Origin of the sequence: Gordonia sp. UBA5067 (genome assembly GCF_002414845.1) — a bacterium.
In the GTDB taxonomy this organism is placed as follows: Bacteria; Actinomycetota; Actinomycetes; order Mycobacteriales; family Mycobacteriaceae; genus Gordonia; species Gordonia defluvii.
Window position 1 is genome coordinate 169,383 of sequence record NZ_DIAX01000045.1, and the last position, 16,363, is coordinate 185,745.

The following is a 16,363-nucleotide window of genomic DNA, read 5'->3' on the forward strand; positions in this document are numbered from 1 at the left end:
TAGCTCAGCTGGTTAGAGCGCACGACTCATAATCGTGAGGTCGGGGGATCGAGTCCCCCCACCGCTACACATCGGAATCGGCGGCCGCCGATCCCGTGATCCACGGCCCGGCGCCGGTCGACGACCGACGCCAGGCCCGAGTACCACCGAAAGAAGGCAGCGACGTGGCCTCCTCGACAGACGTTCGCCCCAAGATCACCCTGGCGTGCGAAGTGTGCAAGCACCGTAACTACATCACCAAGAAGAACCGCCGGAACGATCCCGATCGGCTCGAGATCAAGAAGTTTTGCCCCAACTGCGGCAAGCATCAGGCGCATAAAGAATCGCGCTGATTGAACGGGGGGCACCGGGAACGGTGTCCCTCCTTTCATTTGTGACGGGTTCTCGTCGCGGCGGGCGGTCCGATCGCCGGCGTGGTCCCGTCTGTCTTCGACCCTTCGTGTGACCCCTAGGCAGGTGGCGAGAGTGTTTTCCGGATCCGACCCGAATGATGACGCGCAGGTCGACAAGTTGACCCCTGACGAACTCGCCGAGCGGACGGCCGGACTTGTGGGATACCGCTATACCGTCGACGACTACTACGAGGTCGGTCGCGAGGAGGTCCGCAAGCTCGCCACGGCAGTTCAGGACGCGCATCCAACGCACTGGAGCGAGGCGGCCGCGGGCGAGTACGGGCACGACACCCTGATCGCTTCCCCGACATTCGTCTCGGTGTTCGGCATCACCGCCCAGCGGTTCCTGTTCGAGGAGGTCGTCCAGGGCTACGACCTGTGGCAGATCATGCAGACCGACCAGCGATTGATCTACCACCAGCCGATGAAGGTTGGCGACCGGCTCATCTGTGACGTGTCGCTGGAGTCGTTTCGCCACATCAGTCAGCCCGAGAACCTCGACATGCTGGTCAGCAAGAACGTCATCTGGAACCAGCACGACGAGCCGGTGATGACCACCTATACGTCGCTGGTGGCGCGGACCGGGGTCGAGGTGGACCCGGCGGTGGTCGACTCGCTCGACCACGTGATGATGAAGGTCGATGCCTTCGGCGACCCCGGCAAGACCGTCGAGCGGACCGTCGCCGATCAGGATCGGCCCGATCCGATCGCGTCGCCGGGGGCGGGCCGGGCCATCGACTTCGACTCGTTGACGGTGGGCCAGGAGATCGTGCCCAAGTCTTTCCTTCTGACGCGCGGAAATCTGGCGAACTATGCCGGCGTCGTCGGCGACCCGAACCCGATTCACTTCTCCGACGAGGTGGTGAAGGCGGCCGGCCTCGATGGCGTGGTGGCTCATGGGATGCAGACGATGGGCCTCGGGGCGACGTACGTGACCGAGTTCATCGGCGACCCCGCTGCCTTCTGCGAATACAACGTCCGATTCACCAGCCCGGTCTACGTTCCGGCCGACGACTACACCACGGTCGACTTCACCGGCAAGGTGCGCTCGTTGGACCCCGAGACCCGCAAGGGGACGATCGCACTGGTCGCCAAACAGGGTGATCGCAAGATTTTCGGACGCGCCAACGTCGTCGTCCAGTTCAACTGATCTCGACCGGGATTGGTGCTCGATGCCATCGGTGCTCTACACTGAGGTGTCAGATTGATTCTAGACTTGCGCGCTGCCCTTAGGGTGGCGCGTTGGTCATGTATGGGTCGATCGACGTGACCAACCGGTCACAGAGGGGCGTAGCTCAACTGGCAGAGCAGCGGTCTCCAAAACCGCAGGTTGCAGGTTCAAGTCCTGTCGCCCCTGCCCTGGACTGTCAGGGATACCGGAAACGAGAGGACTCGAAAGTTGAGCAAGCGCGATCGAGCTGCCAAGAGCAAGGCGGAGGCCGACGAGTCGGTCGACGATGTTGCCGTCGACACGCTTGACGACGACGCGAAGCCGCGCCCTACCGGCAAGCGTGCCGGATCGCCGCGCCGCGCCGACCGCACCGAGAAGTCCGCCGATTCCGTGACCACCGGCAGGACAAACCCGTTTGTCGCGATCTGGACCTTCTTGAAGCAGGTCGTCGCGGAGATGAAGAAGGTTATCTGGCCGACCCGGCGCGAGACCATCGTCTTCACGCTGATCGTGCTGGTCTTCATTGTCGTGTTCACCTCGTTCATCACCGGCCTCGATATCGGCTTCGCGAAGCTGGTGCTGCTGGTCTTCGGTGAATAAGACAAACATTTCTATCCAAAGGAGTAGCGGGCTGTGACCACCCCCGAGAACGAGTTCGAATCAACCGAGGACATCACCTCGGCGGGTGAGCCCACCGACCAGATCGATGGTGCCGAGGCTGCGGCGGAGGGCGTCGAGGAGGCCGAAGTGGCCGTCGACAACCAGGCCGGGGCCGTTGCCGAGGAGCCAGCCGATCCGGTGGTCGCCGACGAGGTGGTCGCCGACGAGGATCCGGCCGAGGCGATGCGCCGCCAGCTTCGGTTCGCACCCGGCGAGTGGTACGTCATCCACTCGTATGCCGGATACGAGAACAAGGTGAAGGCCAACCTGGAGACCCGCGTGCAGAACCTCGACCTCGAGGAGTACATCTTCCAGGTCGAGGTGCCGAGCGAAGAGGTCACCGAGATCAAGAACGGCCAGCCGAAGAAGGTCAACCGCAAGGTGCTTCCGGGCTACATCCTGGTCCGCATGGAACTCAACGACGAGTCGTGGGGCGCCGTGCGCAACACGCCCGGCGTAACCGGCTTCGTCGGCCTGACGTCGCGCCCCTCGTCGTTGACCCTCGACGAGGTGCTGAAGTTCTTGGTGCCACGCACCGAGCCGAAGAAGGCGTCGTCGAGCAGGGGTGGCGACGTCATCGCTGCCGCTGCTGCGGCAACCGCGCAGATCGAGGTGGACTTCGAGGTCGGCGAGTCGGTCACCGTGATGGACGGTCCGTTCGCGACGCTGCCCGCGTCGATCAGCGAGGTCAACGCCGAGCAGCGCAAGGTCAAGGTGCTCGTCTCGATCTTCGGTCGGGAGACCCCGGTCGAACTCGCGTTCACCCAGGTCGAGAAGATTTAGCGACGGCGCCACGGGTCATCGGCCCGTCGCCGCGACAATAGACTTCCGCGTATCCAGCGTGCGCGGATGAGGAAAGAAGTAAGGACAAGAGGATGCCTCCCAAGAAGAAGAAGATCGCCGGGATCATCAAGCTCCAGATCCAGGCGGGCCAGGCCAATCCGGCTCCGCCGGTGGGTCCGGCGCTGGGTCAGCACAGCGTGAACATCATGGAGTTTTGCAAGGCCTACAACGCGGCGACTGAGAATCAGCGCGGCAACGTGGTGCCGGTCGAGATCTTCGTGTACGAAGACCGCTCGTTTGACTTCAAACTGAAGACCCCGCCCGCGGCCAAGCTGCTACTCAAGGCTGCTGGTTTGCAGAAGGGCTCCGGCGAGCCACACGTCAACAAGGTCGGCAAAGTGACCATGGACCAGGTCCGTGAGATCGCGAAGACCAAGGCCGAGGATCTCAACGCCAACGATATTGATCAGGCCGCGAAGATCATCGCCGGTACCGCCCGGTCCATGGGCATCACCGTCGAAGGCTGAGTAGTACTCCGCGCCCCTCGGTGACGAGGGTGCGCACCCCCGTGGGAGGGCCGGCTCGGCCCATCAACCACTTACTCGGATTACCCCGAAGAAGGAACAGAGCTATGGCACAACGAAGCAAGGCCTACCGCGCCGCAGCGGAGAAGATCGACAAGGATAACCTGTACAGTCCGCTGGAGGCTGTGCAGCTCGCCAAGGATACCGGCTCGGCGAATTCCGATTCGACCGTTGAGGTCGCCGTCCGGCTCGGTGTCGACCCCCGTAAGGCGGACCAGTTGGTCCGTGGCACCGTCAACCTCCCGCACGGCACCGGTAAGACCGCTCGGGTGATCGTGTTTGCCGCTGGCGAGAAGGCTGCCGAGGCGGCCGCCGCCGGCGCCGACGAGGTCGGTGCCGAGGATCTGATCGAAAAGATTCAGGGCGGCTGGCTGGACTTCGACGCCGCGATCGCCACCCCGGACCAGATGGCCAAGGTCGGCCGGATCGCCCGCGTGCTGGGTCCCCGCGGACTCATGCCGAACCCGAAGACGGGCACGGTGACCACCGACGTCACCAAGGCCGTCAACGAGATCAAGGGCGGCAAGATCAACTTCCGCGTCGACAAGGCCGCGAACCTGCATTTCGTTATCGGCAAGGCCTCGTTCTCGACCGAGCAGCTCGCCGAAAACTACGGCGCTGCCTTTGACGAGATCATGCGTGCCAAGCCGTCGGCGGCTAAGGGTCGTTACGTCAAGAAGGTCACCGTCTCCACCACGACGGGCCCGGGCATTCCGGTTGATCCGTCGGTGACGCGCAACTTCACCGAGGCGCCGCAGGCATAACGCCAAACGAAACAAGACGGGACAAACCCAACGCCGATCGGTGTTGGGTTTGTCCCGTTTTGTTGGGTCTGATGGCGGTAGTGTCGGCTCGTGAAGTCCAGGCGGCGTACGCGATGGCTGGTCATCGGGGTGATTGTCGTCGTGGTGGCGGTTGTTGGTGGACTCGTCGCCTGGCGATTCTGGCCGGCGCCGGTGGCGAGTCCCGACCGTTGCGCTGCGGTGAGCGCCCCCGATCCCGGTGCGACGATGATCGGCTCCACCGGCGTGCGTGCTGTCCTGCCGCCCGGCTTTACCGTCATGGCGGACAACGGCCGCGTCAGCACGATCGTGGACGCTTCCACGCCGCGGTACTACATCTGGGTGACCCGCGACGATGGTTCATCGGCGATCCGGCCGCGCACCAGTGCGCAAGCCGTCGAGGAATTTCTGAATCGACACTTTGACCAGTTGGGAGCCGAATTCTTGCGATCGTTGCAGCGTGCGCAGTGGACCTCCAACGGTCTCGACGGTGCGTCAATCCGAGCGTCGAGAACGGGAGTGCCCGGCTACCTGGCATTAGTTGGCTGTCGTGGTCTGCGGTGGGAGGTCGCGACCAGCTTCAGTGAGGTCTTCGACACTGCCGATGCCATTGCCCACTCCCTGCAGGAAGCCGGACCCTCGACGCGCGCATAGCGTGCGCGATACGTTGGCCAGATGGAACTTGACGGGCGCGTCGCGATTGTGACCGGCGCGGCGAGCGGGATCGGCTTGGCGTTGGCACGCGAATTGGTACGGCGGGGAGCCCGTGTCGTGGTCGGTGACCTTCATCGCGACGCCACCGAGGCCGCCGCGGCGTCGATCGCGGGTGGGGTGGGAGGAGAAACGCCCTCGGGCGACGACAGGGTGCGCGCCGTCCCTGTCTTCGGCGACACTTCCGACCCCACGGTGATCGCCGCTCAGATCGCCGCCGCGCAGGCGGCCTTCGGGCCGGTAGACGTGTACTTCGCCAACGCCGGGATCAGTACCGGTGCCGGGCTCGGCGCCACCGAGGAGGAGTGGTCGCGCTCGTTGGACGTCAACCTGATGGCACATGTTCGAGCGGCGCGCGCCTTGGTGCCCGGGTGGATCGAGCGGGGCAGCGGCTACTTCGTCAGCACTGCTTCGGCGGCCGGGTTGCTGTCCCAGATTGGGTCGGCAACCTATACGACGACCAAGCACGCCCTCGTCGGCTTTGCCGAGTGGCTCTCGATCACCTACGGCGACGACGGGGTGGGAGTCAGTTGCGTATGCCCCATGGGTGTTGACACTGCTCTGCTGCGGCCGAAGCACACCGTCGGCGCCGAGGAGGCGTTGATGCTGCACACCGTCGAATCCGCCGGTGTGGTGCTCACGCCCGAGGCGGTGGCCACAGCCGTGCTCGACGCCGTTGAACAGGGGCAGTTTCTCGTGCTGCCACACCCAGAGGTCCTTGAGATGTACCGCGGCAAGGGAGCCGACTACGGCGGGTGGATCAGCGGCATGCGTCGCCTCCAGCGGGCCCTGCGCAAATCCGTCACCAGCAAAGGAAAGTCATGACGATCCCCGCCTTCTCCGAGCGCAGTGATGCCTATCGCGCTCAGCTCCTCGACTTCATGGACGCGCGCGTCTACCCCGCCGAGGCTGTCTACCACGAGCAGATGGCCGCGGCCGGCGACCCGCACGTCCAGCCGCCGATTCTGGAAGAACTCAAGGCCGAGGCGAAGGGGCTCGGCCTGTGGAACCTCTTCCACCCGCACCCACAGTGGGGTCCGGGGCTCGCCAACCTCGACTACGCGCCCCTCGCCGAGATCATGGGTCGTTCGGAGATCGCCCCAGAGGTGTTCAACTGCAACGCCCCAGACACCGGGAACATGGAGGTGCTCACCCTTTACGGCACCGACGAACACAAGGAGCGCTGGCTGAGGCCGCTGCTGGCCGGTCAGATTCGCTCTGCCTTCGCGATGACCGAGCCGGCGGTGGCCAGTTCCGACGCCACAAATATCACGCTGTCGATGCGCCGCGATGGCGATTCTTACCTCCTCAACGGCCGAAAGTGGTTCGCATCCAACGCCATGCACCCGCTTTGTACCGTTCTGATCGTCATGGGGAAGACCGATCCCGAGGCGGCCACGCATCGACAGCAGTCGATGATGGTGGTGCCGATCGATGCGCCCGGTGTGACCGTCGTCCGCAATCTGCCCGTCTTCGGCTATCAGGACCGGGAGGGCCATGCGGAGATCACGTTTGAGGATGTGCGCGTGCCCGCCGTCGACGTCCTCGCGGGGGAGGGGGAGGGCTTCGCGATCGCACAGGCCCGACTCGGCCCCGGCCGCATTCACCATTGCATGCGCACGGTCGGGATGGCCGAGCGTGCGCTTGAGTTGATGTGCCGCCGAGCCGTCGAGCGCACCACCTTCGGCAAGCCGCTCGCCGCCCGGGCGAACATCCAGGACTGGATCGCCGAGTCGCGCATCGAGATCGAAATGGTGCGGTTGTTGACGCTCAAGGCGGCGCACATGATGGACACCGTGGGGAACCGGGCCGCCGCCACCGAGATCGCAGCCATCAAGGTGGCTGCCCCCGAGATGGCGCTCAAACTCCTCGATCGCGCGATCCAGGTCTTCGGCGGGGCCGGCGTCACCGACGACTATCCACTCGCCAGTGCCTACGCTCACCTGCGCACCCTGCGCCTGGCGGATGGGCCCGACGAAGTCCACAAACGGTCCATCGCGCGGTGGGAATTGCGGCGGTACGCCGAGTAGGTGGGTGGGGAGCCGAATGGTGTGCCGAGCCCTTGAGCCGGGCCGGCGCACGTAATTTGTGACCCGTCTCACATGACGATCCTGTGTGTGGGGTAAGTTCGCCCACCATGAGACTTTTGGGTTCGACTATTGGGCAGCGAGTGCTCAGCATGGTGACCGGTGTGACTGTTGCGGCGGGGGCACTCGTCGCGCTGGGCACGGCGACTGGCGGTGTCGCCGCGGCCGAACCGGCTCCGCCGTATGACAGCTTCTACAACCTGCCCGACGGCTGGCAGCAGGCTCAGCCGGGTCAGATCCTCAAGTCGCGACAAGTCGATGTGAAGCTGCTGCAGCTGCTGCCGACCAACGCGAACGCGTGGCAGTTGCTCTACCGCACCACCGGCGAGCACGGTGAGCCATACGCCGCCGTCACCACGGTCATGACCCCACGCGGCCCGGCCAAGCCGCGCCCGTTGCTGTCGTACCAGATGGCGGTCGACTCGGTTCTGCGGGTCTGCAACCCGTCCTACGGTCTGATCCGCGGACTCCCGATCGAACCGGCCAACCCGGCCGGCCCGCTGCCGTTCCCGGCGGCCTCGGGCGAACTGGCGCTCGCGGCGGTCGGCCTGCAACAGGGCTGGGCCGTGGCCATGCCCGATCACGGCGGAGTGGACAACAGGTTCCTCACGCCGCGCCAGCCCGGTTATGCGGTACTCGACGGCATTCGTGCGGTGCAGGCATTCACGCCGTTAAAGCTGGATAAGAAGGGCCCGGTTGGCTTGATGGGCTACTCCGGCGGGGCGATCGCCTCGAGTTGGACGATCGAGGAGCACCCGACCTACGCACCGGAGATCAACATCCAGGGCGCCGCGATGGGCGCGCCCGAACGGTCCCTCGAGGACTCGCTGCGTGATGTCAACGCGACCCCGCTGGCCGGCCTGATCCCCCTGGCACTGGGGGCGGTCCTGAAGGACGAGCCGGCGCTGACCCCGGTGCTGCACAAATACGTCACCGGCGAGGGCATTCGCCGGATTCAGGAGACCCGGAACCATTGCCTGGCGCAGAACGTGCTGCAAAACCTGTGGTACGACTACCACCGGTATTTCACCAAGCCGCTGAACGTGATCCTCGCCGATCCGCAGGTGGCCGCAGCGTTCCGGAGTCGCGGCATCAGCGGCCGCGTGCCGACCGCTCCCGCCTACATCTATAACGGCGTGACCGAGGAGGTCGGCCCGATCCGGGCCGCTGATCGCCTGGTCCGCTCCTACTGCGCGGGCGGTGCCCCGGTGGTCTATCGTCGCGAGGCGCTGCCGCCGCGCCCGATTCCCCAGTTGATGACTACCCATGGGACCGTCGCGATGACCGGCGCACCGGGTGCCCTGGTCTGGCTGAAGACCAGGCTGTCGACGCCGCATCCCAAGGAGCTGACCGGCTGTGACATCAAGACGGTGCCGAGTTCGCTGCTCGACCCCGCCGCGATGGAGATGCTTGGCTCCGGAGTGATCGGCAACACGATGCTGGCGGCGATCGGCTGGCCGATCGGTAGCTGACCGCACCGCCGGCGCGGCAATCGACTGCGCCGTGCCCGCCGACGGTGATTAGCCTGGGTTGATGCGCGACGACAAGACGCTCGCCCGGATCGCGGCGCTGCTGCGACAGGCCGAGGGAACCGACAACGAGCACGAGGCCCAGACGTTCATGACGGCCGCCCAGCGGCTGGCGACGGCCGCCTCCATCGATCTGGCCCGAGCCCGTGCCCACGACCGCGCCGCGCGGGAGCGCACGGTGCCCGTCGCCCGACAGGTCACCATCGGTCAGGCGGGCAAGCGCGGTTTGCGCACCTATGTGCACTTGTTCGTCGCCATCGCCGCGGCCAACGACGTCACCCTCGACGTGGCACACAACTCGACCTTCGTCCTCGCCTACGGGTTCGACGCCGACATCGACGCGGTGGAGGCGCTCTACACCTCGTTGCTCATCCAGATGGTCGCGGCCAGCGACGCGTACCTCAAGTCGGGGGACTACAAGGGGGAGCGGGCCGCGCGCGTGGTACGCCGCGGGAGCGGGTGGCGGTCGCGGCGGGGCGTCGAGCAGACGCCGCTCTCGCCGATCACCGCCCGGCTCAACTTTCAGTCTGCATTCGCCGAACGAGTTGGTGCGCGCCTGCAGGCCGCCCGGGCCGACACGTGCCGCGAGGCGGCGCGTGCGGACTCGGCCCGCGGTGCTCGGCGTGCTGAACCGTCGACGGCGATCATGTTGCGGCACAAGGAGATCGAGGTCGCCAACTTCTACGCCGCCCAGTCCACCGCGCGGGGGAGCTGGCGGGCCGCCCGGGCCGGGGCCGGGTATTCCGATGCGGCCCGCCGGGCCGGGGATCGAGCCGGACGGCGTGCGCGGCTGGCCGAGCAGGAGCGCCTTGGCGCGCCCCGCGACGCCATCGAGGGGTGACTCCGGCGGGGCGGCAACAGTCCACACCGGGCCGTCCCGCTCACCCTGCGCGGCCGGCCAAGTCGCGTTAGCGTCGGGGCCATGGAACCGGTGGGGAGCAAGGTCAGCATCGTCGGTGCCGGCGCAGTCGGCATGGCCATCGCCTACGCGGCCCTGATCCGCGGTGTCGCCCGGACGGTCGCCTTGATGGACGTCAACGCCGAAAAGGTTGCGGCAGAGGTACTGGACCTGTCCCACGGGCTCGAATTCGTCTCGCGGGCGAGCGTGATCGGCGGCGCAAACCCGGCCGTGTGCGCGGGCTCGGACGTGATCGTCTTCACCGCCGGCGCCAAGCAGCGGCCCGGGCAGAGTCGACTCGAACTGGCCGAGGCGACCATCGAACTGACCCGCACGGCGTTGCCGCCGATCGTGGCGGCCGCGCCGCAGGCGCGGATTGTGATGGTGACCAACCCGGTCGACATCATCACGTATGCGGCCCTCAAGTTCACCGGTCTGCCGCGCAACCAACTGTTCGGCTCGGGTACCGTGCTCGACTCGTCCCGTTTGCGCTTCCTGGTCTCCGAGCACTGCCGGGTCGCCGTGCAGAACGTGCACGCCTATATCGCCGGGGAGCATGGCGACTCGGAGATCCCGCTCTGGTCGTCCGCCACTATCGGCGGCGTTCCGCTCCTCGACTGGGAGTCGTTGCGCGGCGGCGAACTCCTCGACGCCGACGCGCGCGCCCACATCCATTCCGAAGTGGTCGGCTCCGCGTACCGCATCATCGAGGGCAAAGGGGCCACCAACTATGCGATTGGACTCGCCTCGACCCGAATTGTCGAAGCGATCCTGAACGACGAGCACCGCGTGCTCCCGGTGTCCGCGCTGATCGACGAGGATATCCACGGGATCTCCGACGTCTGTCTGTCGCTGCCGACGGTGGTCGACGCCGCCGGGGCCGGTCAGCGCCTCCCGATCGCGATGTCGGCCGACGAACTGGCCGGCTTGCGGGCATCGGCGCAGACGCTGCGGGAGATGCAGGCCCGATTCGGCCTGTAGGCGGTGACCTAGCCTGGGGTGCGTGCCCGAGGACGAGAAGCTCGCCGACCGTCGCCCGACCGACCATCGACGGGGTGAGGTCTACGCCGCCGAGCGCATGGTGTTCGGACTCTTCGACGGTGTCGGGTCCACGAGGTCGGTGCTGTTGGCCGGTACGGAGATCACGCTGCCGGTCGAGGCGAGGTTCGCCTCGCTCGATTCGATCAGCGACTACGTCGAGCGGGTCCGCGCGATGCCCGTGGTCGCCGACCGATTCGAGCGGGCCACTGTACCGGTCCGAGTCCGGGCGCGCCGCAGTGCGGCCGCGGCCACCTACGAGTCCGGTGGTGGCGCCGGGATCATCGCCATCCCGGTTGACGTGGCGGCGGGGAGGTGGGCACTGCGTGAGCTGGTGGTCTTGCACGAACTGGCCCACCATTTCGATGATTCGGGCGGTGCTGCACACGGGCGTGGCTTCCGTGCGGCTCTCGTCGAGTTGGCTGCGCTGGTACTGGGGCCGGAGGCGGGTTATGCCTATCGAGTCATCTTCGGCGACAGCGGGCTGTAGTGCCGCCCCGTGTTCGTCTCGGGGGCGGTGCTGGCGAGCATCGGCCCGGTGATACGCTGACCGCGGTTTTGCTCGATCTGGGGGAGGGGTGATCAGCGGCGTGGGCGTCCCGTCAACCTATGCACCGAGCGGTGTCCGGTGGATCGAACGGCTGGTTCACAGCCTTACCCAGGCGATCGCCAATATCGGCCACTTCCTCTCCTTCGCCTACTACGCCGTGCGTTATGCCCCGCAGGCGATGTGGCGATTCCGCGGTCAGACGATCCGCACCGTCACCGACCTCGCCTGGGGTCGCGGTGCGATCATTGTGGGCGGCGGCACCGCGCTGGTGATGGCTGTTCTCGGGCTGGCCGCGGGGGCGACGGTCGCCATCGTGGCGCATGGGACGCTGAGCATGCTCGATCTTGGGCCGGTTTCCGGCGGCGTCGCGTCCTACGCCATCACCCGCGAGTTCGCCCCATTGCTCGCCGCGCTCGGATTCGCGGTACAGGCCGGTTGCCGCATGACCGCCGAGATCGGCTCGATGCGGATCAGCGAGGAGATCGACGCTCTCGAAGTGGTCGGCGTCCACTCGATCGGATTCGTCGTCTCCACGCGGGTGATCGCGGGAATCATCACCATCCTCCCGACTTTCCTCATCGCGATGTTGGCCGCCTACCTGTCCAGCGCGGTGGTCGTGCAGGCCCGCGGCGAGTCCGCCGGTGCCTACGCGCATTACTTCAACCAGTTCGTCAACTTCCCGGACCTGGCCTATGCGACCCTCAAGGTCTCGATTTTCATCGTCGTGATCATCGTGATCCACTGCTACAAGGGATACTTCGCCTCCGGTGGACCCGAGGGAGTCGGGATCGCATCGGGTCATGCGATCCGGGCCAGTCTCGTGGCGATCGTGGCGCTCGATCTTTTGCTGACACTGATCTTCTGGGGCTTCAACTCCCCGTTCGTGTTTCGGGGGTGAGGAACAGCAATGCCAGATTTTCGCGCACCAGGCATGGCCGCTGATCGCGGTACCTACGTCCGCCGAGCGGCGGTGGCCATCGCGGTCGCCACCCTCGTCGCGGTCGCCGGAGTCGTGGTGGCGACCGCGATGCCCGACGACGCATTTCGCGTTCGGATGTATACCGACACGCTCGCCGGCGGCATCGACGAGGGCACCGGCGTTGTGGTCAACGGTTCGGAGATCGGCACGGTGCGGACCGTGTCGGCGACGCCCACCGGAGACTTCGTGCTCGACCTGGCACTCGACCGGCAACGGCTCGCAACACCGGGCATCATCTCGACGACGTCGCGCCTGAGCTACGCGCCCAAGAACCTGTTCGGCATTGCCGCGGTGGTCATCAACAGCGAGCCCGGCGGCGAGCCGATTGCCAGCGGCGGCGACTTCCATCCCGACACCCCGGCCGATTCGACGTTGACCGCGATGCTGCGTCAACTCAGCGACATGCAGGGCAAGGCGTTTGAGCCCTACGTCGGCGATCTGCTGGCCAAGGCGGACCGGACGTCGATGGCCTTTATGCCGGTGCTCGACATCGTCGGCCGGTTGAGCGGCCTCCTCGCCGAAACCGAGCAGATCCCCGCGGAGGTGACGCTGCCAAAGATGAGCGCGCTGATGAGCGGACTACCCACCGGGGTGGACCACGTCTTGGGGTCGATGGACACGCTGCTGAAATGGCCGGCGATGCGCCAGGGCGGCGCGGAATTCCTCGAACGCGAACGCAAGGGTTTCGACTATGCAACGAATCAGACCATGGCCGACGCTGCCCGGTTGCTCGGCCCGGCCGCCCTTGGCCAGACCATGCCGCTGATGACCGATGTGCTGCCACTGCTCGAACGGATCCTGGAGAGTTCGCCCACTGCGCGCAAGAACGGACTGCAGATCCGCCAGCTGATCTATAACCTTGACCGCGCGCTACCCATGGTCGGTGGGCGGCCGGTGCTCAAGGTAGACGTCGTGTTGCGCGGCATGCCCGGTCCAGTGTCCGCGTTGACGGGGGGAGTGCGGTGACTTCGGCCAAGCGTGCCCTGGTGTATCTGGTCGTCTTTGCGATTGTCGCGATCGGCGGCGGCATCTTCGTCTCGAACGGCATCATCCGCCCGGTCGCCAATGCCGCCGCGGAGTACACCGCCGACTTCACCAATGTCGCCGGTCTGCGCGTCGGCAACGATGTCCGGCGGCTGGGCACCCGGGTCGGCAAGGTGACCGCCGTCGACCTCTATCGCGAACCGAACGCCGACACCACCACCGCGCGGGTGACGTTCACCCTGACCAAGGGTGAGGATGTTTTCGGCGACACGCGCCTGGCGATCCGCTACCTGAACCTCACCGGGGTCCGCTACCTCGACCTCCAGCAGAAGGCGCGGGCGGGTGCTCCGGTCAAGTCCGGTGCGACGATCGGGCTGGGGTCGACGACTCCCTCCTTTGACATCACTCAGGTGTTCCACGGCCTTGCGCCGGTCTTCCAGGTCATGAAGGCCGACGACGTCAACCGGTTCGCGGAGGGCATGCTGAAGCTTGTGGAGGGCGACGGCTCGGGGTTCGCGCAGACCATCGACTCGCTCAACAAGGTGCTCAGCCTCGTCGATGACCAGCATGAAGTCGTCAACACCCTCGTCGACAATCTCAAAACGCTGTCGTCGGCGGTCAGTGGTGGGGCGCAGTACATTCAGCCGGTCATCGTCTACCTCTCCCGACTCGGCAACGTGGTGGCCGCCAAGTCCGCCGACCTGCGCAACTACGCTGACTCGACCGGCGCGGTGATTATCAGCATCGACAACCTTTTCGCGGCGATGGGTTTCGACAAGAACGACTCCCCGGGATTCAATGATCTCGTCCGCCAGTTCCTGCCCATCGGTGAGGCCGCCATCGGAATCTTGGCGGTGACCCCCGGGTTGCTCGCGGCAGTCAATTCGGTACTGCCACCCGTGGGCAATACTGCTGCGCTGAAGTGCTCGAAGGGGCAGGCTGCCGTGCCGGACAACCTCAAGCTCTTTCTCCGTGGATCGCAGGTGACGTTGTGTCGACGATAGAGCCGTCTTCGGATGAGCCGGTCCAGGTGGACGAGGCGGCAGCGGTGAAGCGGTCAAGCAGCTGGTCGCCGCGGGAGTTGTTGCAGCGACTCTCCGACAAACCGGCGATGTCGAACGCGCAGCGCGAGCGCGGCGAGGTGCGCTGAGGCATTGGGGCAGCGGTCCTCCTCGTCGTCCTCGGCCTGGTGGCTGCCGGTGTGTACGTGTTCACCCCGGGCCAGTCCCGCTTTACCGCCTACTTCGACGAGGCCGGCCAGATCAAAGTCGGCGACAGTGTCCGGGTGGCGGGGGTTCCTGTGGGGACCGTCAAGAAGGTCAGTCTGGTGAAGGACAGTGTTGCCGTCGTCATGTCGGTTCGGCGGGACGTGTTCATCGGCGACGAGTCGCGGGCCGACGCGAAGATGCTGACGGCCGTCGGCGGCAACTTCATCGACATCACGTCGGTGGGTGCCGAGCCGATGGGCGACTCGCCGATGAGCAAGGATCACACGTCGGTGCCGTATTCGCTGACCAAGACGTTCTCGCTGGTGCAGCCGAAGCTCGAGAAGATTGATGTGACACCGCTGCGCAACATGCTGGTACAGGTGCACGAGGGCTTCGACGCGAATCGCGGCGCGCTGAAGCGCAACCTGCAGATTCTCCAGTCGATGCTGGTGAATCTCAACAAGAGGCAGGACGAGTTCGGTTCACTACTGAACCTCGCCGCCGAGTACACCCAGCAGATCAACGTCGACGGCGACCTGCTCACCGCGTTGAGCCGGAACCTGGCGACCTTCCTCAGTGAGTTCGAGGTGTTCGGCTCGCGCTTCAACTATGCCCTGGGCCGCCTCGCCGACCTCTTGGAACGGGTGAAAGGCGTGCTGCTCGAGTACGACACGACTATCGACCCCCTGGTTCGTCAGGTCGACTCCATCGGCCGGCAGTTCGGCCCATTGCTGCAGCGATATGAGCCGATGATCGTGCAGGGCCGCGATTTCATCAAACGTTTGGAGAACATGGTCGGGCCGGACGGCTCCATCAATATCGACCATTCGGGCATCGTCCTGTCGACGGACTACTGCCTGCCGATGCCGGGGGTGAAGTGCTGATGGGACGCAAACTCGCCGGATCAAAGTGGTTGATGACGGGACTGGTCTTCGCGACCATCGCCGTCGTCGCACTCGGCTACCTCGGGTTCCAGCGCATCACCGTGCGAACGGTCAGCTACTGCGCCGAACTCGCCGACAGCGTCGGCCTCTTCACCGGCAACGCGGTGACCCGGCGCGGCGTCCAGATCGGCACTGTCCGCAACGTCGAGGCCGCCGCCGGTGTGGCCCTGGTGACTTTCGACGTCGATGCCGACCAGCGCCTTCCCCTCGACGCGCAGGCCACCAGTATTCCGCCGTCGATCATTGCGGTGCGCCAACTGGCGATTCTCGGCGACGACTTGGGCGGCGCCACCCTGCCGTCGGGCAAGTGCATCACCCGCGAGCACACGGCTACCCCGGCTTCGATCAGCGACGCGCTGCAAAGCGTGACCCGCCTCGCCCGCCAGCTCACCACCGATGCCGCACCGGACGATCAGGTGAAGGTCATGCAGAGCCTGTCCACGGTTTCGCGTGAATTCACCGGGGTCGGCCCCCTGATCAACAACCTGATCAAGCAACTCGCCGTACCGGCTCGGACGCCGATGGCGGGCGCGCTCGCCGACATGGCGACTGCGCTGGACCATACGAGCTCGCTGGCGACCGGGCTGGCCGACAACTGGGGCGTGATGCAGGAGTTGATGGACGGCGTCAACCGGACCACCGGCCCTCTCCTCGTACCGCTCCTCCAAATGCTGCAACGCGTCGCCTACGCCCTTCCGGAAGTTCTTGTCAGCCTCACGAGCCTGATGAAGCGCTACGCCCATTTCGCTTGGCCGGCGCTCGACGTCGTCGTGCCGATCACCCGGGTGATCGGTGCCGGCTTCCGGAATTGGGGCGATCTGCTCGGCATCGTGCCGGTCTTGATCCGTGCCTTCCATGTCTCCTTCGACCAAAAGACCCTGGGCCTGCGGGTGACCTACAAGCCGCCCCGCACCCAGATTCCGGCGCGCGATCCGAAGCTGACGTGTGCCAATGTCAATCGATACCTACCGGGGCAGTGCAAGGTCGTCAGCCCGAATGCGATGGAGCTTGACGCATTGCGTGCGGTTATGTTGTTCACGGGAGCGGGGCGGCCATGAGGATC

The 16,363-nt window shown here is 65.8% G+C and carries 18 protein-coding genes and 2 tRNA genes; all 20 read left to right on the forward strand.

The genetic code is table 11. The features are described from left to right. Window position 1 precedes the first annotated feature (1 nt). The 20 genes from B4M62_RS07595 to B4M62_RS07690 all read left to right on the forward strand — a co-directional run bounded on the left by B4M62_RS07595 (window position 2) and on the right by B4M62_RS07690 (window position 16,358). Window positions 2-64, forward strand: a tRNA-Met gene (locus tag B4M62_RS07595). A gap of 100 nt (window positions 65-164) precedes the next feature. Beyond that, complete coding sequence (gene rpmG, locus B4M62_RS07600) at window positions 165-332, forward strand: 50S ribosomal protein L33 (RefSeq protein ID WP_003929651.1); 168 nt, start codon at window positions 165-167, stop codon at window positions 330-332. Window positions 333-465: 133 nt separating this feature from the next. Continuing rightward, a complete protein-coding gene (locus B4M62_RS07605; protein WP_290706363.1) occupies window positions 466-1,542 on the forward strand; it encodes a fused (3R)-hydroxyacyl-ACP dehydratase subunits HadA/HadB in 1,077 nt (358 codons plus the stop codon). A gap of 134 nt (window positions 1,543-1,676) precedes the next feature. Beyond that, window positions 1,677-1,749, forward strand: a tRNA-Trp gene (locus B4M62_RS07610). A gap of 42 nt (window positions 1,750-1,791) precedes the next feature. Beyond that, entirely contained in the window at window positions 1,792-2,163 is a 372-nt protein-coding gene (secE, locus tag B4M62_RS07615) for a preprotein translocase subunit SecE (RefSeq protein ID WP_290706364.1), read from the forward strand. Window positions 2,164-2,196: 33 nt separating this feature from the next. Further along, complete coding sequence (gene nusG, locus B4M62_RS07620) at window positions 2,197-3,006, forward strand: transcription termination/antitermination protein NusG (RefSeq protein WP_290706365.1); 810 nt, start codon at window positions 2,197-2,199, stop codon at window positions 3,004-3,006. 92 nt (window positions 3,007-3,098) lie between these two features. Beyond that, a complete protein-coding gene (gene rplK / locus B4M62_RS07625; protein WP_007323851.1) occupies window positions 3,099-3,533 on the forward strand; it encodes a 50S ribosomal protein L11 in 435 nt (144 codons plus the stop codon). 104 nt (window positions 3,534-3,637) lie between these two features. After that, window positions 3,638-4,354 carry a 50S ribosomal protein L1 gene (rplA, locus tag B4M62_RS07630; protein WP_290706366.1) on the forward strand — a complete coding sequence of 239 codons (717 nt, stop codon included), beginning with the start codon at window positions 3,638-3,640 and terminating at the stop codon, window positions 4,352-4,354. A 90-nt stretch (window positions 4,355-4,444) separates the two neighbouring features. Further along, window positions 4,445-5,026 (forward strand): hypothetical protein, encoded by a 582-nt coding sequence (locus B4M62_RS07635; RefSeq protein WP_290706367.1) that lies wholly within the window; start codon window positions 4,445-4,447, stop codon window positions 5,024-5,026. 21 nt (window positions 5,027-5,047) lie between these two features. Then, complete coding sequence (locus B4M62_RS07640) at window positions 5,048-5,908, forward strand: SDR family oxidoreductase (RefSeq protein ID WP_290706368.1); 861 nt, start codon at window positions 5,048-5,050, stop codon at window positions 5,906-5,908. After that, complete coding sequence (locus B4M62_RS07645; protein WP_290706369.1) at window positions 5,905-7,113, forward strand: acyl-CoA dehydrogenase family protein; 1,209 nt, start codon at window positions 5,905-5,907, stop codon at window positions 7,111-7,113. Before B4M62_RS07640 ends, B4M62_RS07645 begins: the two co-directional genes overlap by 4 nt. A gap of 107 nt (window positions 7,114-7,220) precedes the next feature. Then, entirely contained in the window at window positions 7,221-8,642 is a 1,422-nt protein-coding gene (locus B4M62_RS07650) for a lipase family protein (RefSeq protein WP_290706371.1), read from the forward strand. Between the two features lie 61 nt (window positions 8,643-8,703). Further along, window positions 8,704-9,540: a DUF2786 domain-containing protein gene (locus B4M62_RS07655; protein WP_290706373.1), complete on the forward strand. Its 837-nt coding sequence runs from the start codon at window positions 8,704-8,706 to the stop codon at window positions 9,538-9,540. A gap of 81 nt (window positions 9,541-9,621) precedes the next feature. Further along, window positions 9,622-10,578 carry an L-lactate dehydrogenase gene (locus B4M62_RS07660; protein WP_290706374.1) on the forward strand — a complete coding sequence of 319 codons (957 nt, stop codon included), beginning with the start codon at window positions 9,622-9,624 and terminating at the stop codon, window positions 10,576-10,578. Window positions 10,579-10,600: 22 nt separating this feature from the next. Then, window positions 10,601-11,125: a TIGR04338 family metallohydrolase gene (locus B4M62_RS07665; RefSeq protein ID WP_290706376.1), complete on the forward strand. Its 525-nt coding sequence runs from the start codon at window positions 10,601-10,603 to the stop codon at window positions 11,123-11,125. Window positions 11,126-11,225: 100 nt separating this feature from the next. Further along, window positions 11,226-12,083: an ABC transporter permease gene (locus tag B4M62_RS07670; RefSeq protein ID WP_290706377.1), complete on the forward strand. Its 858-nt coding sequence runs from the start codon at window positions 11,226-11,228 to the stop codon at window positions 12,081-12,083. Between the two features lie 9 nt (window positions 12,084-12,092). Next, on the forward strand, window positions 12,093-13,130 hold the full coding sequence (locus B4M62_RS07675) for a hypothetical protein (RefSeq protein WP_290706378.1): 1,038 nt from the start codon (window positions 12,093-12,095) through the stop codon (window positions 13,128-13,130). Continuing rightward, complete coding sequence (locus B4M62_RS07680) at window positions 13,127-14,152, forward strand: MlaD family protein (RefSeq protein WP_290706379.1); 1,026 nt, start codon at window positions 13,127-13,129, stop codon at window positions 14,150-14,152. Before B4M62_RS07675 ends, B4M62_RS07680 begins: the two co-directional genes overlap by 4 nt. 185 nt (window positions 14,153-14,337) lie before the next feature. Next, entirely contained in the window at window positions 14,338-15,240 is a 903-nt protein-coding gene (locus B4M62_RS07685; protein ID WP_290706380.1) for an MlaD family protein, read from the forward strand. After that, window positions 15,240-16,358, forward strand: a complete 1,119-nt coding sequence (locus tag B4M62_RS07690) for an MlaD family protein (protein ID WP_290706381.1) — start codon at window positions 15,240-15,242, stop codon at window positions 16,356-16,358. The genes B4M62_RS07685 and B4M62_RS07690 overlap by 1 nt, the downstream gene beginning before the upstream one ends. The last annotated feature ends 5 nt before the right edge of the window (window positions 16,359-16,363 follow it).